The sequence below is a fragment of the Psychrobacter sanguinis genome (assembly GCF_020736705.1).
Classification (GTDB): domain Bacteria; phylum Pseudomonadota; class Gammaproteobacteria; order Pseudomonadales; family Moraxellaceae; genus Psychrobacter; species Psychrobacter sanguinis.
In genome coordinates, this window is record NZ_CP085990.1 from 3,279,969 (window position 1) to 3,304,458 (window position 24,490).

The 24,490-nt window shown below is 45.0% G+C and carries 2 protein-coding genes; both read right to left on the reverse strand.

From position 1 onward, the window contains the following. Positions 1–173: 173 nt before the first annotated feature. Positions 174–24,203 (reverse strand): Calx-beta domain-containing protein, encoded by a 24,030-nt coding sequence (locus tag LK453_RS13820; protein WP_227954009.1) that lies wholly within the window; start codon positions 24,201–24,203, stop codon positions 174–176. Continuing rightward, complete coding sequence (locus LK453_RS13825) at positions 24,200–24,409, reverse strand: hypothetical protein (RefSeq protein ID WP_227954010.1); 210 nt, start codon at positions 24,407–24,409, stop codon at positions 24,200–24,202. Before LK453_RS13825 ends, LK453_RS13820 begins: the two co-directional genes overlap by 4 nt. Positions 24,410–24,490: the final 81 nt, after the last annotated feature.

Sequence of the window (24,490 nt, forward strand, 5' to 3'; positions counted from 1 at the left end):
TATTGAAGGATCAAACGCAAATAGATAAAAATTTGCATCATCCACCCTAAAAGCCTTGATTACCTAAAGCCTTTGGGGTGAATGATGCAATATTAATGCGGGAATTAATAATCTTATAAGGTGCGCTTTGATAGCCGCACCTTATAGCCATATCTTTAACTTTTAGTCATAGTTTATAAAATCGTAATATCGGTCTGAATCAGTAGCTCATGAGTGCCATTGTTATCATTAAAGCTATAAACATGATAACTATTGCCCCCTTGAGTGGTAGTGCCGCTGTTCGTCCAATCGTTACCAGTTAAACTCACGCTATCAGCACTATCACCGTTGATAACCAAGCCTTTATTGGTCATCACCGTGTCATTGATGATATCTAGCACATCACTGGTACTAAGGTTGGTCAGCGACTGCGCACCGTTACCTGTCATATCGATGGTTTCGATACTATTAAACACCGCTGTGTCAAAATTACTGAAATCGATACTGGTATCAGCAACGTTAATGAGGAGCGTATCATTACCAGCACCACCATCCATTAAGGCGTTATCTACAGAGAATACAATTTTATCGTTACCTGCACCACCTTTCAGCGTATTGACACCAGTGCCACCATCGAGGAAGTCATTACCGCTACCTCCGATTAAGGTGTCATCACCAGCGCCGCCTTTATAATTCACAGCTACAGACTGTCCAGAGGCATCAACGATATCATTCTCCGCTGTACCTACAAAGGTTTTGCTAAAAGCGATATCGACAGATACCGTTTCAGTCACTTCAGTTGATATACTATCAGTCATCCCTGTAGCTTTATCGGTAGTGCTAAGCGCAAAGTCCAAATCACCTTTTAGCGGTACAGAAGACTGAATTTGTAAGTCATTTATTTGCTCAGGGGTGATACCAGTTATGGTATAGCTATTAGTACTATCATCCCACACGGCAGTCAACATTTCACCTGTACTCTTCACCCTAAAGCGTAAGACATCATCGGTTAAGCTAACGCCATCATCAGTGATAACCATATTAACGGTCTCACTACCATCCGTGTCTTGCATAACTGCGTTTAGGTTAAGCGTGGTCCACTTACCCTGACGACCAAGAATAGTAGAAGGATTAGCAGTTACCCCATCAGCGACTGGGGTCACATCGAGATCAATCACTAGAGGATCACTAATCATACCGCTGTCATTAACCACCTTCATCTCGATACCAGTTACTTCACCGCTGATATTTTCAGGGGGCTTAATGAATATATTAGGCGTTTCACCTGCTGCGCCACTGTTGACGTTAGCCAGTTTGGAGGCGTCAATAGACCATAATTTATTACCACCAGAATTACCATTATTGCTCGCCAAGACGGTAACGCCATTGGTATTAGTATAATAGACCAAATAGCCGTTAGGGATATTATCTAAGGTAATAACGCTAGCCATATCACCTTCATCAATATTGGAAATTTTATAGTCGATAGCAATCATGCTATCTTCGTCACCAATAGCTGTGGCTATTGACTCACCACTATTACTAGTGATATTTAGATTATCCGGCTGCGCTGAGACTTCAACGGTATATTCATGCTCATAGGTTAGCGTACCACTGTCATACCCTGCCTCATCTGTCATTTCTTTGTGAGCAGCATTTACAGTGATAGTGGCATTACCATAGGCGTTTTCGGCAGGCGTGTATTTGACCGTGACGCTATCAGGAGGGTTAGTGCCGACCTCTAGCTCATAGTAAGTGCCAGCAGGAATATCACCGACCTCGTTATCATTCAATATCACCTCATTTAGGGGATTATCATTGGCATCAGTCAGCACTCCAGCAGGACCAGTACCTGTCAATAGACTAGATTCATCTACTTGAATGTAAAGCTTGCCATTGATTAGTAGGACATAATCACCATCAGCACTGTTTATTAGGTTGATATTGATATCGATGCTAGTATCTTCATCCGTTGCCACCGTGGTTGATTTGCCATCAGCATCCAAAGGATCAGTAACTGGCTTGATTTCGACATTGACGTCACTGACCTGCTCCCTTTCCTCGCCACCATCTTTATCCAAGACGGTAAAGTTGGCATTAAAGGTAAAATCTTGGGTGCCATCTGTCACGTTGGTACTAAAGTCTTTCGGCGGGGTTACTGTCACCGCATCAAGAGCTTCTTCTGGACTGAGGCTACTAGCATCATCCACACTAATAATCCACTTACCGCCAATCTGTTGCACACTCACCGCTGGGTTGGTACTCTCTAATACAGTGCCTGCTGGCAGATCAGTCAATGAGAAAGTATAAGAGTCGACAGTATCAGCGGTCGCAGGATTCAGAGTCGCATCTAATATATCGCCAAGAGTAAAACCAGTATCCTCTAACTGTGCTGGTATTTCTGCCTTACTAGTAAAGCTATCTATTAAGTCAGGCTTGACAGGCGCATCACCACCGCCCGTTCTATCTAAAATAACATCAAAGCTTCCTTCTACACGCGCTTCGCTACCGTCACTACCTTGACCATTAATATCTTGTGTAATACCCGTCACTTTAATAGTGAAAGACCCTTTGGGTATATTGACCGTGCTGTCATTACGCTCAAGCACTAATTCATAAGTCGGCGCTGTGGTAGTGATGGCTGGGTTATTAGGCACATCAACGTACCAGATACCATCTGATAAGATACCACCCACTACATTCAGACCCTCAGGAACATCATTAACTTCTAGGCGAGTAAAGCTCTCTGAGCCATCTTGGTCAGGTGACGATAGTGATACGGTGACAGAAGCAGTATTATCCGTACCGCTATTATTAATAGTGCTATCTGTCACATCCAGGGTCATGCTTGGTGTATCAGTGACCGCTTGGAAGGTCACCTCTACCGTTGCCCTGCGTGTTGTAGATTGACTAACCTTTGAACCATCAGTCAAAGTAGCCGTGTCACTATAAGTGTAGTCAAAGTCTATACTAACATCATCATCGCTATGTTCTTTAGCGTCGTCATACTTAAATTTAATGGTTTGATTCACTGTATAAGTATAAGACTCACCAGCAACCAGCTCCACTTCTACATCGTCGACACTTAAGATGAGATCAGCCGCTAATAAGCTATCAGCTGAAAGAGTAATGCTCTCAAGTACTTCATCTCCTGCAGACGCGTCCGTAGTTTTAAAAGCAGCAGCAAAGTCTACCGCTGTCCACTGATCTTCAGTGGCAACGACTTGAGGATTATTCATAGTGCCATCAGCAGCATCAGGAGTCACTAGAATAGAAACGTGTTTACCATCATGAGTCACACTGTCACCAGATACTGTCTCTGTCGTGGTACCCGTGATTGTAAAGTTAATTTCACCAGCGAAGTTATTTGGTGTCTTTAATTGTGCAGTATTATTCTGCAGCGCCTCTAGTGTCACTGACCATACTCGATCAGCACCACTGCCACCAAAGAAGGTAACCCCTGCACCAGCTAAGTTAAAGCCAGCAGGTAAGTTTTCAACTCGATAAACCACCTGCTCAGCAGCTGGGCTGTCACCATCATAAGCCTCGATATCCGCAACATCCTTGATGAATAGGCTAGATAAGGCAATCTGATGGTTACCTGTACCATCTAGCGTTGCCTCGTCAGTGACATAAGTATAGTCCTTACCATTGATAGTGGCGGTCTCTTTTGCTAAGTCATCATTGGTTATTAGATCTGCCTTGCCAACAACTTTGATAGGTAGATTAAGAATAGGGCTTGCAATACCGCTAGTGCCATCCTCTTGACTTACTGCCTGTACTTTTAGATTTACCGTACCGCTGAAGTTCTCGGCAGGCACAAAGTACAACCCAGTTACGCTATTATTGTAATCTTCAATCACTACCGTACCACCAGTAGTATCAAGTAAGAGTGTATCACCGTCTTTATTGGTGTAATAAAGCTGCCCATCTTTTGGTATCTCTGAGATGGTCACATCATAAGTCTCTGACCCGTCGTTATCACGCGAGCTTGGGCGGATATTGAGTGCAATGCCGTCGGTAGGAATGACGTCAGTTGTCATATCCGCAGCAGTATCACGATTATTACCACCGTTTATTGCCTGATCTTCGACCCCTTTGGCAGGATCAACAGCTAAAGTGGATGGGTCGGCTACGCCTTTAACCTTAAAGGTTAAGTAACTTCCGCCACTGATGGCTGTATCTGTTGCGCCACCATCTTCGTCAACATCGACCGTTTTTGCCTCAACTTTTACTGCTGTCTCAGCACCCCTGGTACGGTTATAGTCGCTATAGTCTCGCGGCGGGGTCACTGTAACTGTATCTAAATACTTCATCGGGATATCGACACCGTTGCCGTTATCAGTCAGGCTAACTAAACCATTGCCGTCATTATAAGTAAATACCGCACCTTCAACTGAAGTGAAGCCGCTGTCACTCTTATTACCAAATGTCATATGAGCGAAAGTTTGTTCAGAGGTGTCCTGATTATTCCAATAGCCTTTTAGGTCAAACCCATCACTCTTAAGATCAAATGCTGCATCTTCATTAGCGTTGGCTGCGTAAGTATGACTTGGATTGATGGTAAGGTCATCTATGGCATCACTATCACTACGTCCTCCAACGACTTCAGCAACGGGCGTTACGACTACCGTTTGCGTTAAATCTTGACTACCTGTTGCTGGTAGATCAATACCACCATCATCATCCGGATCTACCGTAGTTACTGTGAAGGTAAAATCAGCATCTCTGGATGAGTGTGCAGGCGGTGTAATAGAGAAGTCTTCCAAATAAGCATCTAAATCAGCATTATCTGCCGGCGTAATACCACTGATAATAATCGGTGTCCCGCCACTGCTACCTACTGTCGTTGTCCCTGCATTGTCCTTATAAGTCCAGCCTTCAGGTAAAACAAACTGTATCGTTGTAATGGTTTCTGGTAATAGACCGTTATCATCTTGTTTGTCCTGCACGGTAAAGCCAAATTTATCAAGGGTGACAGCTGTGTCTTCTTTGGTTGTGACACCTTGATTATCAAGCTCAACTTGTCCTGCCACTGGCATTAACGTTAAATCAACTTTGACTGTATCAATACGCTCTACAGAAGTATGCTTAGTAGCAGAATCAGGATCATGGTCTTGAGTATATAAAGAGACCGTAATGCCCTTCATATCTACAGAATCATAATCTCCAGGCTTAATGCTAATTTGTGGTTGTGAACTACTATTTACCTTTAAGCTAGTACCTGTGATATTACCTGAACCATCCTTAGTAACTCCAATCAATACTGTGCCTGTATTGTCTACAATGAATAGCTGAGTCTCGCCTCCACCGGCGGGGGTAAATTCTACAGTTGCCCCTGGACGTAGGTTATTAAGTATAAAGCCATAAGTTTCACGAGAGTTATCAGCACCTACTAAATCACCAAAGGTAGTTGTAATAGGTAATTTAACACTTTGACCCTCTAAAGCTGTAACCGTAAAGGTATTGTCAACAACACCTTCTCCAGCGGTGTAACCAAACTGGCTAGCATCATCAGTTTCATTATTTTTCTTAACACTGTCTGTAACAGCCTGCACATCAACATTGATGGTGTCATTTTTTGTTTCACCATTTACTCCTGCAAGCTTGTTACCGCTAGCATCAACCTCAAACTCAGTGACTGAGGTCTTAATAGTGATATTAGTCGCATCGTCTTTAGGTGGTGTCAGCTTTAAGGATTCAAACTGATCCGAAGTCATAGTTAGTGTTTGTGTTCCAGGATTGTTGACTATCATGTCATTGTCAAAATAGTCGCTTAATAAAATAGTGATCATCTGCTTGGCAGCTGGTCCAGTTGCTGTATACTCAACACCACCAAAATCAAGCTTAGTACCCTTTGGTATATTGCTTAGAGTAATTAAGCCAATACGTTCTGGGTTGTCGCCATTAGCAGTGCCATTTAGGTCTATAGCATCGGTAATGGTTGGCGCTTTTAAGCCTGTCCCATCACCTTTAACTCGAATACCGATGTTGACGGTTGTATCTTCTTCAGTTTTAACTGACACTGATGCAAAATCTGGTTTATCAGATACTGGAGTTACTGTAATACTAAGTTTTTCAGTACCCTCAGCTCTAGTTACACCGGCCACACCATTTGATACTTTGATATTAATATCAGGAACTTGACCGCTATAATTATCTTCAGGTTCAAAGGTATAGTCGCCATTCCTTTCGATTTTTATAGTACCAATAACCTTACCGTTCACCTCAATATTATGTTCAATACCAAGATCTGTAATTTCAATAATACTATCACCAATAGTGAAACTCTCTACCTGCAGTGTCTCACCATAATCTGGGTCTTGAGTATCATTATTAAATACATTACCGTTAGCAGCTTTATCCTCAAGGACAGTAACTACATCATCTTTAAGTACAAAGTTATCGTTAGTACCCGTGATGTTAAATTCAACATAACGAATTTCACTGGTACTAATCTGGTTACCATCAGCAACATTACTAATACCTTTATTATCAGATACTTGTACCGCATACTTAATAGTAACTATTTCACCCCTAGGTATTAAATCTAGCAGTTCCGATGGAGCTATAAAATTCCATTCAGCTTTGCTATTGGTAGCAAACTCTGTATTTATTGAGAACATTGATTTAAATGCCAACTGTTCAGCTTCTGTTAGTACTAGATTATCAGAGGTTACAATGGTGGTATCATTCTTAAGATAACTTATTGATAGTTTGTCTTTGATATCAATATCGCTAAATCCGACGATTCCTTTTTCAAAAATACTAGAACCGTTCTCTGGTTCAGTAATATTTACAGAGTCAATTACACCGTTCCCCTTATCAATATTAGTAATAACGGGTCGATCATTACTACCTTTGATAGTAATTTCGAGTTTAGATGTGCTTGAATCACCATCAGCATCAGTAATCGCATAGTTAAACGACTCTTTTAAAGTCTCACCTAAGCCAAGTTGCTGTACTTTTGCGTTGGTATTATCGAGGCTATAGGTGTACTCACCCTTGCTATCCACTGTCAATTTGCCATAAATACCCTGTATTTCAACACCTACAGAGCCAGTGTCACCATTAACTGAACTAACTAAGACGCCATCTGCATCTTTGATATCATTAGTTAAGACATTACCTGCGATAACTGAGGTTTCAGCATTGTTGTCTTCAAACATTGCTGCATCCGCTGTATCTTCTTTCACAGCATTAATATCTGGCTTAGCAATGGGCTGTGTGTCTATAATCTGAATATCTAAGGCATCAGTTACCGTTGTGCCTGCTGTGGTAGTAAGCACAATATCAAACTTATCGAGCACGCTATTATCGCCAGCACTATGATTTTTAGCCTTACCGTTCTCAATAAATTTATAAGTTAATTCACCAGTTGACGAATTATAGCCAGTAATAACTAACTTACCTTGATTCCCATCAATAGTTACTGGAGTAGTAGATGCTTTTAGGACTGATTCACCGCCAATGGTTAACTCGCTAACACTTTGAGGGTTAGTCACTTTGATAGTGCCCGTCACTGTAGCTCGTGAACCTTCTATTACACTGTTATCGGCAGGAGTTATCATACCATCTTCATCTTTGACAGTAATTTTGGGTTCGATATCATTATCTAAGATAGTACCAATACCTGTCGTACCGCCAACCTCAAGCTGAGTCGTCTCATTGTTTTCAAGAACGCTATCATTAATTGTCGGATAGCTCACTGTAAACTCAGTAACACCCGCTGGAACAGTAATGGTGCCTGTTACCGCATCATAGGTCACGCCATTGCTAAACGTAGGCGGGTTGCTGTAGTCTTCACCGGCTTTGGCACTGCCATCTTTTAATTCAAATGGATAGCTCACTTCAGTCTGAGTCGTATGGCTTAGGGTAACCTTATGAACTAAGGTGTCACCCTCAACAGCACTGGCTCCGCTTACGGTTACTGTCGGCTTGTCGCCATCTTTTGGTGTGTCTAAGATTGTGCCAGTTGCTTCTTTGGTATCTACCGCTGCATTATCTGCACTATCAATAACAAAGCTCAGGCGCTCATCTGCTTCATACACAGCATCATCTTTGATAATCACTGTGATTTCAGGTGCAGCTGTGCGACCTCCAGGTACTTTTACCTCAAGTGTGGTATCACCATCTAAGATAGCTTGGATAGCACCACTACCCGTAACCGTAACAACCTTACCTGCTGCATTGGTATAACTAATTGATTCAATGTCTGAGGCATCAACATCGGTGTGTGTTAAATCGACTTTAACGCTAATTGTGGTATCAAAGTTGCTGACAGTGTCTTGAGAAACAACATACTTCAGAACAGAGTCCACCCCCTCAATCGCCTGATTATCAGTGGCACTAATGCTCACTACTGGCTTATCGCCTTCAGTGTTGCTGCCATCAAACGGATCTTCACTGTTGTCTGATTCATCTAAGATATCACCGGTCGCTGTGCCTGTACCAATCGTAGCGTTCACAGGGCTTGATAGGTTCATGCCCAGTGTCTCAAGCTGCTCATAGATATCATCTTGCTTAGGCGTGATCGCAATGCTTGGCATATCGCCAGCGGCTGTACCAGCAGGTATGCTCACCTTAATACCCGCAATAGCATCTGCCACAGTGATAGTCTGGGTGCTGCCATCTGTATTGGTCAATACAATGCTGTCAATGTCTGAGGCATCCACGTCTTGTAGATCAAGCTTAACAGTAACGCTAGTAGCTTTATCACTTAGACCTGATTGCTCGATGTTAAACACAATAGGGTCGTCGCTGCCTTCAATCGCTGTATTTGGCTCAGCTTTAATGTTAAGCACAGGCGTGGCATTATTATCTAAGATCGTACCTGTGCCAGTAACACCATCAATCGTCAGACCGGTGGTTTCATCACTCTCATCAATGTTATCAGCTGTTGTCGGATAGCTCACTGTAAACTCAGTAACTCCCGCTGGTACGGTGATGGTGCCTGCTACCGGATCATAGGTCACGCCATTGCTAAACGTAGGTGTAGGCGTGTTGCTGTAGTCCTCACCCGCTTTGGCACTGCCATCTTTTAATTCAAATGGATAGCTCACTTCAGTCTGAGTCGTATGGCTTAGGGTAACCTTATGAACTAAGGTGTCACCCTCAACAGCACTGGCGCCGCTTACGGTTACTGTCGGCTTGTCGCCATCTTTTGGTGTGTCTAAGATTGTGCCAGTTGCTTCTTTGGTATCTACCGCTGCATTATCTGCACTATCAATAACAAAGCTCAGGCGCTCATCTGCTTCATACACAGCATCATCTTTGATAATCACTGTGATTTCAGGTGCAGCTGTGCGACCTCCAGGTACTTTTACCTCAAGTGTGGTATCACCATCTAAGATAGCTTGGATAGCACCACTACCCGTAACCGTAACAACCTTACCTGCTGCATTGGTATAACTAATTGATTCAATGTCTGAGGCATCAACATCGGTGTGTGTTAAATCGACTTTAACGCTAATTGTGGTATCAAAGTTGCTGACAGTGTCTTGAGAAACAACATACTTCAGAACAGAGTCCACCCCCTCAATCGCCTGATTATCAGTGGCACTAATGCTCACTACTGGCTTATCGCCTTCAGTGTTGCTGCCATCAAACGGATCTTCACTGTTGTCTGATTCATCTAAGATATCACCGGTCGCTGTGCCTGTACCAATCGTAGCGTTCACAGGGCTTGATAGGTTCATGCCCAGTGTCTCAAGCTGCTCATAGATATCATCTTGCTTAGGCGTGATCGCAATGCTTGGCATATCGTCAGCGGCTGTACCAGCAGGTATGCTCACCTTAATACCCGCAATAGCATCTGCCACAGTGATAGTCTGGGTGCTGCCATCTGTATTGGTCAATACAATGCTGTCAATGTCTGAGGCATCCACGTCTTGTAGATCAAGCTTAACAGTAACGCTAGTAGCTTTATCACTTAGACCTGATTGCTCGATGTTAAACACAATAGGGTCGTCGCTGCCTTCAATCGCTGTATTTGGCTCAGCTTTAATGTTAAGCACAGGCGTGGCATTATTATCTAAGATCGTACCTGTGCCAGTAACACCATCAATCGTCAGACCGGTGGTTTCATCACTCTCATCAATGTTGTCAGCTGTCGTCGGATAGCTCACTGTAAACTCAGTAACACCCGCTGGAACAGTAATGGTGCCTGCTACCGGATCATAGGTCACGCCATTGCTAAACGTAGGTGTAGGCGTGTTGCTGTAGTCTTCACCGGCTTTGGCACTGCCATCTTTTAATTCAAATGGATAGCTCACTTCAGTCTGAGTCGTATGGCTTAGGGTAACCTTATGAACTAAGGTGTCACCCTCAACAGCACTGGCGCCGCTTACGGTTACTGTCGGCTTGTCGCCATCTTTTGGTGTGTCTAAGATTGTGCCAGTTGCTTCTTTGGTATCTACCGCTGCATTATCTGCACTATCAATAACAAAGCTCAGGCGCTCATCTGCTTCATACACAGCATCATCTTTGATAATCACTGTGATTTCAGGTGCAGCTGTGCGACCTCCAGGTACTTTTACCTCAAGTGTGGTATCACCATCTAAGATAGCTTGGATAGCACCACTACCCGTAACCGTAACAACCTTACCTGCTGCATTGGTATAACTAATTGATTCAATGTCTGAGGCATCAACATCGGTGTGTGTTAAATCGACTTTAACGCTAATTGTGGTATCAAAGTTGCTGACAGTGTCTTGAGAAACAACATACTTCAGAACAGAGTCCACCCCCTCAATCGCCTGATTATCAGTGGCACTAATGCTCACTACTGGCTTATCGCCTTCAGTGTTGCTGCCATCAAACGGATCTTCACTGTTGTCTGATTCATCTAAGATATCACCGGTCGCTGTGCCTGTACCAATCGTAGCGTTCACAGGGCTTGATAGGTTCATGCCCAGTGTCTCAAGCTGCTCATAGATATCATCTTGCTTAGGCGTGATCGCAATGCTTGGCATATCGCCAGCGGCTGTACCAGCAGGTATGCTCACCTTAATACCCGCAATAGCATCTGCCACAGTGATAGTCTGGGTGCTGCCATCTGTATTGGTCAATACAATGCTGTCAATGTCTGAGGCATCCACGTCTTGTAGATCAAGCTTAACAGTAACGCTAGTAGCTTTATCACTTAGACCTGATTGCTCGATGTTAAACACAATAGGGTCGTCGCTGCCTTCAATCGCTGTATTTGGCTCAGCTTTAATGTTAAGCACAGGCGTGGCATTGTTATCTAAGATCGTACCTGTGCCAGTAACACCATCAATCGTCAGACCGGTGGTTTCATCGCTCTCATCAATGTTATCAGCTGTTGTCGGATAGCTCACTGTAAACTCAGTAACTCCCGCTGGTACGGTGATAGTGCCTGCTACCGGATCATAGGTCACGCCATTGCTAAACGTAGGTGTAGGCGTGTTGCTGTAGTCCTCACCCGCTTTGGCACTGCCATCTTTTAATTCAAATGGATAGCTCACCTCAGTCTGAGTCGTATGGCTTAGGGTAACCTTATGAACTAAGATGTCACCCTCAACAGCACTGGCGCCACTTACGGTTACTGTCGGCTTGTCGCCATCGTTTGGTGTACCATCCGTAGCATCTTCATCTAAGATTGTCGCTTTATCAGAAGCTTGACCTAATACCGCATTTACAGGACGGCTAATCTCAAGCACCATATCCTCTGACTTCTCATAAACTGTATCATCAACGACAGTTATGATAATCGCAGACGCCTGGGTACTACCCGCTGGGATAGTAACTTTATCGCCTTTTTCAAAGAAGTTTTGGATTTGGGCTTGAGTCGATAGAGTAACGGCCTCTCCATTAGCATTAGTGTAAGTGATCGAAGCGATGTCTGAGGCATCAATATCACTTGCCCCTAAACTTACGGTTACCGTGGTGTCAAAGTTACTGATCTTGGTTTGTGAGACAGTAAACACTAACGTGTTATCAATCCCCTCAATCGCCTGATTATCAGTGGCACTAATGCTCACTACTGGCTTATCGCCTTCAGTGTTGCTGCCATCAAACGGATCTTCACTGTTGTCTGATTCATCTAAGATGTCACCGGTCGCTGTGCCTGTTCCAATAGTGGCATTCACAGGGCTTGATAGGTTCATGCCCAGTGTCTCAAGCTGCTCATAGATATCATCTTGCTTAGGCGTGATCGCAATGCTTGGCATATCGCCAGCGGCTGTACCAGCAGGTATGCTCACCTTAATACCCGCAATAGCATCTGCCACAGTGATAGTCTGGGTGCTACCATCTGTATTGGTCAATACAATGCTGTCAATGTCTGAGGCATCCACGTCTTGTAGATCAAGCTTAACAGTAACGCTAGTAGCTTTATCACTTAGACCTGATTGCTCGATGTTAAACACAATAGGGTCGTCGCTGCCTTCAATCGCTGTATTTGGCTCAGCTTTAATGTTAAGCACAGGCGTGGCATTATTATCTAAGATCGTACCTGTGCCAGTAACACCATCAATCGTCAGACCGGTGGTTTCATCACTCTCATCAATGTTGTCAGCTGTCGTCGGATAGCTCACTGTAAACTCAGTAACACCCGCTGGAACAGTAATGGTGCCTGTTACCGCATCATAGGTCACGCCATTGCTAAACGTAGGCGGGTTGCTGTAGTCTTCACCGGCTTTGGCACTGCCATCTTTTAATTCAAATGGATAGCTCACTTCAGTCTGAGTCGTATGGCTTAGGGTAACCTTATGAACTAAGGTGTCACCCTCAACAGCACTGGCTCCGCTTACGGTTACTGTCGGCTTGTCGCCATCTTTTGGTGTGTCTAAGATTGTGCCAGTTGCTTCTTTGGTATCTACCGCTGCATTATCTGCACTATCAATAACAAAGCTCAGGCGCTCATCTGCTTCATACACAGCATCATCTTTGATAATCACTGTGATTTCAGGTGCAGCTGTGCGACCTCCAGGTACTTTTACCTCAAGTGTGGTATCACCATCTAAGATAGCTTGGATAGCACCACTACCCGTAACCGTAACAACCTTACCTGCTGCATTGGTATAACTAATTGATTCAATGTCTGAGGCATCAACATCGGTGTGTGTTAAATCGACTTTAACGCTAATTGTGGTATCAAAGTTGCTGACAGTGTCTTGAGAAACAACATACTTCAGAACAGAGTCCACCCCCTCAATCGCCTGATTATCAGTGGCACTAATGCTCACTACTGGCTTATCGCCTTCAGTGTTGCTGCCATCAAACGGATCTTCACTGTTGTCTGATTCATCTAAGATATCACCGGTCGCTGTGCCTGTACCAATCGTAGCGTTCACAGGGCTTGATAGGTTCATGCCCAGTGTCTCAAGCTGCTCATAGATATCATCTTGCTTAGGCGTGATCGCAATGCTTGGCATATCGTCAGCGGCTGTACCAGCAGGTATGCTCACCTTAATACCCGCAATAGCATCTGCCACAGTGATAGTCTGGGTGCTACCATCTGTATTGGTCAATACAATGCTGTCAATGTCTGAGGCATCCACGTCTTGTAGATCAAGCTTAACAGTAACGCTAGTAGCTTTATCACTTAGACCTGATTGCTCGATGTTAAACACAATAGGGTCGTCGCTGCCTTCAATCGCTGTATTTGGCTCAGCTTTAATGTTAAGCACAGGCGTGGCATTGTTATCTAAGATCGTACCTGTGCCAGTAACACCATCAATCGTCAGACCGGTGGTTTCATCGCTCTCATCAATGTTGTCAGCTGTCGTCGGATAGCTCACTGTAAACTCAGTAACACCCGCTGGAACAGTAATGGTGCCTGTTACCGCATCATAGGTCACGCCATTGCTAAACGTAGGTGTAGGCGTGTTGCTGTAGTCCTCACCCGCTTTGGCACTGCCATCTTTTAATTCAAATGGATAGCTCACTTCAGTCTGAGTCGTATGGCTTAGGGTAACCTTATGAACTAAGGTGTCACCCTCAACAGCACTGGCGCCGCTTACGGTTACTGTCGGCTTGTCGCCATCTTTTGGTGTGTCTAAGATTGTGCCAGTTGCTTCTTTGGTATCTACCGCTGCATTATCTGCACTATCAATAACAAAGCTCAGGCGCTCATCTGCTTCATACACAGCATCATCTTTGATAATCACTGTGATTTCAGGTGCAGCTGTGCGACCTCCAGGTACTTTTACCTCAAGTGTGGTATCACCATCTAAGATAGCTTGGATAGCACCACTACCCGTAACCGTAACAACCTTACCTGCTGCATTGGTATAACTAATTGATTCAATGTCTGAGGCATCAACATCGGTGTGTGTTAAATCGACTTTAACGCTAATTGTGGTATCAAAGTTGCTGACAGTGTCTTGAGAAACAACATACTTCAGAACAGAGTCCACCCCCTCAATCGCCTGATTATCAGTGGCACTAATGCTCACTACTGGCTTATCGCCTTCAGTGTTGCTGCCATCAAACGGATCTTCACTGTTGTCTGATTCATCTAAGATATCACCGGTCGCTGTGCCTGTACCAATCGTAGCGTTCACAGGGCTTGATAGGTTCATGCCCAGTGTCTCAAGCTGCTCATAGATATCATCTTGCTTAGGCGTGATCGCAATGCTTGGCATATCGTCAGCGGCTGTACCAGCAGGTATGCTCACCTTAATACCCGCAATAGCATCTGCCACAGTGATAGTCTGGGTGCTACCATCTGTATTGGTCAATACAATGCTGTCAATGTCTGAGGCATCCACGTCTTGTAGATCAAGCTTAACAGTAACGCTAGTAGCTTTATCACTTAGACCTGATTGCTCGATGTTAAACACAATAGGGTCGTCGCTGCCTTCAATCGCTGTATTTGGCTCAGCTTTAATGTTAAGCACAGGCGTGGCATTATTATCTAAGATCGTACCTGTGCCAGTAACACCATCAATCGTCAGACCGGTGGTTTCATCACTCTCATCAATGTTGTCAGCTGTCGTCGGATAGCTCACTGTAAACTCAGTAACACCCGCTGGAACAGTAATGGTGCCTGTTACCGCATCATAGGTCACGCCATTGCTAAACGTAGGCGGGTTGCTGTAGTCTTCACCGGCTTTGGCACTGCCATCTTTTAATTCAAATGGATAGCTCACTTCAGTCTGAGTCGTATGGCTTAGGGTAACCTTATGAACTAAGGTGTCACCCTCAACAGCACTGGCGCCGCTTACGGTTACTGTCGGCTTGTCGCCATCTTTTGGTGTGTCTAAGATTGTGCCAGTTGCTTCTTTGGTATCTACCGCTGCATTATCTGCACTATCAATAACAAAGCTCAGGCGCTCATCTGCTTCATACACAGCATCATCTTTGATAATCACTGTGATTTCAGGTGCAGCTGTGCGACCTCCAGGTACTTTTACCTCAAGTGTGGTATCACCATCTAAGATAGCTTGGATAGCACCACTACCCGTAACCGTAACAACCTTACCTGCTGCATTGGTATAACTAATTGATTCAATGTCTGAGGCATCAACATCGGTGTGTGTTAAATCGACTTTAACGCTAATTGTGGTATCAAAGTTGCTGACAGTGTCTTGAGAAACAACATACTTCAGAACAGAGTCCACCCCCTCAATCGCCTGATTATCAGTGGCACTAATGCTCACTACTGGCTTATCGCCTTCAGTGTTGCTGCCATCAAACGGATCTTCACTGTTGTCTGATTCATCTAAGATATCACCGGTCGCTGTGCCTGTACCAATCGTAGCGTTCACAGGGCTTGATAGGTTCATGCCCAGTGTCTCAAGCTGCTCATAGATATCATCTTGCTTAGGCGTGATCGCAATGCTTGGCATATCGCCAGCGGCTGTACCAGCAGGTATGCTCACCTTAATACCCGCAATAGCATCTGCCACAGTGATAGTCTGGGTGCTGCCATCTGTATTGGTCAATACAATGCTGTCAATGTCTGAGGCATCCACGTCTTGTAGATCAAGCTTAACAGTAACGCTAGTAGCTTTATCACTTAGACCTGATTGCTCGATGTTAAACACAATAGGGTCGTCGCTGCCTTCAATCGCTGTATTTGGCTCAGCTTTAATGTTAAGCACAGGCGTGGCATTGTTATCTAAGATCGTACCTGTGCCAGTAACACCATCAATCGTCAGACCGGTGGTTTCATCGCTCTCATCAATGTTATCAGCTGTTGTCGGATAGCTCACTGTAAACTCAGTAACTCCCGCTGGTACGGTGATGGTGCCTGCTACCGGATCATAGGTCACGCCATTGCTAAACGTAGGTGTAGGCGTGTTGCTGTAGTCCTCACCCGCTTTGGCACTGCCATCTTTTAATTCAAATGGATAGCTCACCTCAGTCTGAGTCGTATGGCTTAGGGTAACCTTATGAACTAAGATGTCACCCTCAACAGCACTGGCGCCACTTACGGTTACTGTCGGCTTGTCGCCATCGTTTGGTGTACCATCCGTAGCATCTTCATCTAAGATTGTCGCTTTATCAGAAGCTTGACCTAATACCGCATTTACAGGACGGCTAATCTCAAGCACCATATCCTCTGACTTCTCATAAACTGTATCATCAACGACAGTTATGATAATCGCAGACGCCTGGGTACTACCCGCTGGGATAGTAACTTTATCGCCTTTTTCAAAGAAGTTTTGGATTTGGGCTTGAGTCGATAGAGTAACGGCCTCTCCATTAGCATTAGTGTAAGTGATCGAAGCGATGTCTGAGGCATCAATATCACTTGCCCCTAAACTTACGGTTACCGTGGTGTCAAAGTTACTGATCTTGGTTTGTGAGACAGTAAACACTAACGTGTTATCAATCCCCTCAATCGCCTGATTATCAGTGGCACTAATGCTCACTACTGGCTTATCGCCTTCAGTGTTGCTGCCATCAAACGGATCTTCACTGTTGTCTGATTCATCTAAGATGTCACCGGTCGCTGTGCCTGTACCAATCGTAGCGTTCACAGGGCTTGATAGGTTCATGCCCAGTGTCTCAAGCTGCTCATAGATATCATCTTGCTTAGGCGTGATCGCAATGCTTGGCATATCGTCAGCGGCTGTACCAGCAGGTATGCTCACCTTAATACCCGCAATAGCATCTGCCACAGTGATAGTCTGGGTGCTACCATCTGTATTGGTCAATACAATGCTGTCAATGTCTGAGGCATCCACGTCTTGTAGATCAAGCTTAACAGTAACGCTAGTAGCTTTATCACTTAGACCTGATTGCTCGATGTTAAACACAATAGGGTCGTCGCTGCCTTCAATCGCTGTATTTGGCTCAGCTTTAATGTTAAGCACAGGCGTGGCATTGTTATCTAAGATCGTACCTGTGCCAGTAACACCATCAATCGTCAGACCGGTGGTTTCATCGCTCTCATCAATGTTATCAGCTGTTGTCGGATAGCTCACTGTAAACTCAGTAACTCCCGCTGGTACGGTGATAGTGCCTGCTACCGGATCATAGGTCACGCCATTGCTAAACGTAGGTGTAGGCGTGTTGCTGTAGTCCTCACCCGCTTTGGCACTGCCATCTTTTAATTCAAATGGATAGCTCACCTCAGTCTGAGTCGTATGGCTTAGGGTAACCTTATGAACTAAGATGTCACCCTCAACAGCACTGGCGCCACTTACGGTTACTGTCGGCTTGTCGCCATCGTTTGGTGTACCATCCGTAGCATCTTCATCTAAGATTGTCGCTTTATCAGAAGCTTGACCTAATACCGCATTTACAGGACGGCTAATCTCAAGCACCATATCCTCTGACTTCTCATAAACTGTATCATCAACGACAGTTATGATAATCGCAGACGCCTGGGTACTACCCGCTGGGATAGTAACTTTATCGCCTTTTTCAAAGAAGTTTTGGATTTGGGCTTGAGTCGATAGAGTAACGGCCTCTCCATTAGCATTAGTGTAAGTGATCGAAGCGATGTCTGAGGCATCAATATCACTTGCCCCTAAACTTACGGTTACCGTGGTGTCAAAGTTACTGATCTTGGTTTGTGAGACAGTAAACACTAACGTGTTATCAATCCCCTCAATCGCCTGATTATCAGTGGCACTAATGCTCACTACTGGCTTATCGCCTTCAGTGTTGCTGCCATCAAACGGATCTTCACTGTTGTCTGATTCATCTAAGATATCACCGGTCGCTGTGCCTGTTCCAATAGTGGCATTCACAGGGCTTGATAGGTTCATGCCCAGTGTCTCAAGCTGCTCATAGATATCATCTTGCTTAGGCGTGATCGCAATGCTTGGCATATCGCCAGCGGCTGTACCAGCAGGTATGCTCACCTTAATACCCGCAATAGCATCTGCCACAGTGATAGTCTGGGTGCTACCATCTGTATTGGTCAATACAATGCTGTCAATGTCTGAGGCATCCACGTCTTGTAGATCAAGCTTAACAGTAACGCTAGTAGCTTTATCACTTAGACCTGATTGCTCGATGTTAAACACAATAGGGTCGTCGCTGCCTTCAATCGCTGTATTTGGCTCAGCTTTAATGTTAAGCACAGGCGTGGCATTATTATCTAAGATCGTACCTGTGCCAGTAACACCATCAATCGTCAGACCGGTGGTTTCATCACTCTCATCAATGTTGTCAGCTGTCGTCGGATAGCTCACTGTAAACTCAGTAACACCCGCTGGAACAGTAATGGTGCCTGTTACCGCATCATAGGTCACGCCATTGCTAAACGTAGGCGGGTTGCTGTAGTCTTCACCGGCTTTGGCACTGCCATCTTTTAATTCAAATGGATAGCTCACTTCAGTCTGAGTCGTATGGCTTAGGGTAACCTTATGAACTAAGGTGTCACCCTCAACAGCACTGGCGCCGCTTACGGTTACTGTCGGCTTGTCGCCATCTTTTGGTGTGTCTAAGATTGTGCCAGTTGCTTCTTTGGTATCTACCGCTGCATTATCTGCACTATCAATAACAAAGCTCAGGCGCTCATCTGCTTCATACACAGCATCATCTTTGATAATCACTGTGATTTCAGGTGCAGCTGTGCGACCTCCAGGTACTTTTACCTCAAGTGTGGTATCACCATCTAAGATAGCTTGGATAGCACCACTACCCGTAACCGTAACAACCTTACCTGCTGCATTGGTATAACTAATTGATTCAATGTCTGAGGCATCAACATCGGTGTGTGTTAAATCGACTTTAACGCTAATTGTGGTATCAAAGTTGCTGACAGTGTCTTGAGAAACAACATACTTCAGAACAGAGTCCACCCCCTCAATCGCCTGATTATCAGTGGCACTAATGCTCACTACTGGCTTATCGCCTTCAGTGTTGCTGCCATCAAACGGATCTTCACTGTTGTCTGATTCATCTAAGATATCACCGGTCGCTGTGCCTGTACCAATCGTAGCGTTCACAGGGCTTGATAGGTTCATGCCCAGTGTCTCAAGCTGCTCATAGATATCATCTTGCTTAGGCGTGATCGCAATGCTTGGCATATCGTCAGCGGCTGTACCAGCAGGTATGCTCACCTTAATACCCGCAATAGCATCTGCCACAGTGATAGTCTGGGTGCTACCATCTGTATTGGTCAATACAATGCTGTCAATGTCTGAGGCATCCACGTCTTGTAGATCAAGCTTAACAGTAACGCTAGTAGCTTTATCACTTAGACCTGATTGCTCGATGTTAAACACAATAGGGTCGTCGCTGCCTTCAATCGCTGTATTTGGCTCAGCTTTAATGTTAAGCACAGGCGTGGCATTGTTATCTAAGATCGTACCTGTGCCAGTAACACCATCAATCGTCAGACCGGTGGTTTCATCGCTCTCATCAATGTTATCAGCTGTTGTCGGATAGCTCACTGTAAACTCAGTAACTCCCGCTGGTACGGTGATAGTGCCTGCTACCGGATCATAGGTCACGCCATTGCTAAACGTAGGTGTAGGCGTGTTGCTGTAGTCCTCACCCGCTTTGGCACTGCCATCTTTTAATTCAAATGGATAGCTCACCTCAGTCTGAGTCGTATGGCTTAGGGTAACCTTATGAACTAAGATGTCACCCTCAACAGCACTGGCGCCACTTACGGTTACTGTCGGCTTGTCGCCATCGTTTGGTGTACCATCCGTAGCATCTTCATCTAAGATTGTCGCTTTATCAGAAGCTTGACCTAATACCGCATTTACAGGACGGCTAATCTCAAGCACCATATCCTCTGACTTCTCATAAACTGTATCATCAACGACAGTTATGATAATCGCAGACGCCTGGGTACTACCCGCTGGGATAGTAACTTTATCGCCTTTTTCAAAGAAGTTTTGGATTTGGGCTTGAGTCGATAGAGTAACGGCCTCTCCATTAGCATTAGTGTAAGTGATCGAAGCGATGTCTGAGGCATCAATATCACTTGCCCCTAAACTTACGGTTACCGTGGTGTCAAAGTTACTGATCTTGGTTTGTGAGACAGTAAACACTAACGTGTTATCAATCCCCTCAATCGCCTGATTATCAGTGGCACTAATGCTCACTACTGGCTTATCGCCTTCAGTGTTGCTGCCATCAAACGGATCTTCACTGTTGTCTGATTCATCTAAGATATCACCGGTCGCTGTGCCTGTTCCAATAGTGGCATTCACAGGGCTTGATAGGTTCATGCCCAGTGTCTCAAGCTGCTCATAGATATCATCTTGCTTAGGCGTGATCGCAATGCTTGGCATATCGCCAGCGGCTGTACCAGCAGGTATGCTCACCTTAATACCCGCAATAGCATCTGCCACAGTGATAGTCTGGGTGCTACCATCTGTATTGGTCAATACAATGCTGTCAATGTCTGAGGCATCCACGTCTTGTAGATCAAGCTTAACAGTAACGCTAGTAGCTTTATCACTTAGACCTGATTGCTCGATGTTAAACACAATAGGGTCGTCGCTGCCTTCAATCGCTGTATTTGGCTCAGCTTTAATGTTAAGCACAGGCGTGGCATTATTATCTAAGATCGTACCTGTGCCAGTAACACCATCAATCGTCAGACCGGTGGTTTCATCACTCTCATCAATGTTGTCAGCTGTCGTCGGATAGCTCACTGTAAACTCAGTAACACCCGCTGGAACAGTAATGGTGCCTGTTACCGCATCATAGGTCACGCCATTGCTAAACGTAGGCGGGTTGCTGTAGTCTTCACCGGCTTTGGCACTGCCATCTTTTAATTCAAATGGATAGCTCACTTCAGTCTGAGTCGTATGGCTTAGGGTAACCTTATGAACTAAGGTGTCACCCTCAACAGCACTGGCGCCGCTTACGGTTACTGTCGGCTTGTCGCCATCTTTTGGTGTGTCTAAGATTGTGCCAGTTGCTTCTTTGGTATCTACCGCTGCATTATCTGCACTATCAATAACAAAGCTCAGGCGCTCATCTGCTTCATACACAGCATCATCTTTGATAATCACTGTGATTTCAGGTGCAGCTGTGCGACCTCCAGGTACTTTTACCTCAAGTGTGGTATCACCATCTAAGATAGCTTGGATAGCACCACTACCCGTAACCGTAACAACCTTACCTGCTGCATTGGTATAACTAATTGATTCAATGTCTGAGGCATCAACATCGGTGTGTGTTAAATCGACTTTAACGCTAATTGTGGTATCAAAGTTGCTGACAGTGTCTTGAGAAACAACATACTTCAGAACAGAGTCCACCCCCTCAATCGCCTGATTATCAGTGGCACTAATGCTCACTACTGGCTTATCGCCTTCAGTGTTGCTGCCATCAAACGGATCTTCACTGTTGTCTGATTCATCTAAGATATCACCGGTCGCTGTGCCTGTACCAATCGTAGCGTTCACAGGGCTTGATAGGTTCATGCCCAGTGTCTCAAGCTGCTCATAGATATCATCTTGCTTAGGCGTGATCGCAATGCTTGGCATATCGTCAGCGGCTGTACCAGCAGGTATGCTCACCTTAATACCCGCAATAGCATCTGCCACAGTGATAGTCTGGGTGCTACCATCTGTATTGGTCAATACAATGCTGTCAATGTCTGAGGCATCCACGTCTTGTAGATCAAGCTTAACAGTAACGCTAGTAGCTTTATCACTTAGACCTGATTGCTCGATGTTAAACACAATAGGGTCGTCGCTGCCTTCAATCGCTGTATTTGGCTCAGCTTTAATGTTAAGCACAGGCGTGGCATTGTTATCTAAGATCGTACCTGTGCCAGTAACACCATCAATCGTCAGACCGGTGGTTTCATCGCTCTCATCAATGTTATCAGCTGTTGTCGGATAGCTCACTGTAAACTCAGTAACTCCCGCTGGTACGGTGATAGTGCCTGCTACCGGATCATAGGTCACGCCATTGCTAAACGTAGGTGTAGGCGTGTTGCTGTAGTCCTCACCCGCTTTGGCACTGCCATCTTTTAATTCAAATGGATAGCTCACCTCAGTCTGAGTCGTATGGCTTAGGGTAACCTTATGAACTAAGATGTCACCCTCAACAGCACTGGCGCCACTTACGGTTACTGTCGGCTTGTCGCCATCGTTTGGTGTACCATCCGTAGCATCTTCATCTAAGATTGTCGCTTTATCAGAAGCTTGACCTAATACCGCATTTACAGGACGGCTAATCTCAAGCACCATATCCTCTGACTTCTCATAAACTGTATCATCAACGACAGTTATGATAATCGCAGACGCCTGGGTACTACCCGCTGGGATAGTAACTTTATCGCCTTTTTCAAAGAAGTTTTGGATTTGGGCTTGAGTCGATAGAGTAACGGCCTCTCCATTAGCATTAGTGTAAGTGATCGAAGCGATGTCTGAGGCATCAATATCACTTGCCCCTAAACTTACGGTTACCGTGGTGTCAAAGTTACTGATCTTGGTTTGTGAGACAGTAAACACTAACGTGTTATCAATCCCCTCAATCGCCTGATTATCAGTGGCACTAATGCTCACTACTGGCTTATCGCCTTCAGTGTTGCTGCCATCAAACGGATCTTCACTGTTGTCTGATTCATCTAAGATATCACCGGTCGCTGTGCCTGTTCCAATAGTGGCATTCACAGGGCTTGATAGGTTCATGCCCAGTGTCTCAAGCTGCTCATAGATATCATCTTGCTTAGGCGTGATCGCAATGCTTGGCATATCGCCAGCGGCTGTACCAGCAGGTATGCTCACCTTAATACCCGCAATAGCATCTGCCACAGTGATAGTCTGGGTGCTACCATCTGTATTGGTCAATACAATGCTGTCAATGTCTGAGGCATCCACGTCTTGTAGATCAAGCTTAACAGTAACGCTAGTAGCTTTATCACTTAGACCTGATTGCTCGATGTTAAACACAATAGGGTCGTCGCTGCCTTCAATCGCTGTATTTGGCTCAGCTTTAATGTTAAGCACAGGCGTGGCATTATTATCTAAGATCGTACCTGTGCCAGTAACACCATCAATCGTCAGACCGGTGGTTTCATCACTCTCATCAATGTTGTCAGCTGTCGTCGGATAGCTCACTGTAAACTCAGTAACACCCGCTGGAACAGTAATGGTGCCTGTTACCGCATCATAGGTCACGCCATTGCTAAACGTAGGCGGGTTGCTGTAGTCTTCACCGGCTTTGGCACTGCCATCTTTTAATTCAAATGGATAGCTCACTTCAGTCTGAGTCGTATGGCTTAGGGTAACCTTATGAACTAAGGTGTCACCCTCAACAGCACTGGCGCCGCTTACGGTTACTGTCGGCTTGTCGCCATCTTTTGGTGTGTCTAAGATTGTGCCAGTTGCTTCTTTGGTATCTACCGCTGCATTATCTGCACTATCAATAACAAAGCTCAGGCGCTCATCTGCTTCATACACAGCATCATCTTTGATAATCACTGTGATTTCAGGTGCAGCTGTGCGACCTCCAGGTACTTTTACCTCAAGTGTGGTATCACCATCTAAGATAGCTTGGATAGCACCACTACCCGTAACCGTAACAACCTTACCTGCTGCATTGGTATAACTAATTGATTCAATGTCTGAGGCATCAACATCGGTGTGTGTTAAATCGACTTTAACGCTAATTGTGGTATCAAAGTTGCTGACAGTGTCTTGAGAAACAACATACTTCAGAACAGAGTCCACCCCCTCAATCGCCTGATTATCAGTGGCACTAATGCTCACTACTGGCTTATCGCCTTCAGTGTTGCTGCCATCAAACGGATCTTCACTGTTGTCTGATTCATCTAAGATATCACCGGTCGCTGTGCCTGTACCAATCGTAGCGTTCACAGGCTTGATAGGTTCATGCCCAGTGTCTCAAGCTGCTCATAGATATCATCTTGCTTAGGCGTGATCGCAATGCTTGGCATATCGTCAGCGGCTGTACCAGCAGGTATGCTCACCTTAATACCCGCAATAGCATCTGCCACAGTGATAGTCTGGGTGCTACCATCTGTATTGGTCAATACAATGCTGTCAATGTCTGAGGCATCCACGTCTTGTAGATCAAGCTTAACAGTACGCTAGTAGCTTTATCACTTAGACCTGATTGCTCGATGTTAAACACAATAGGGGTC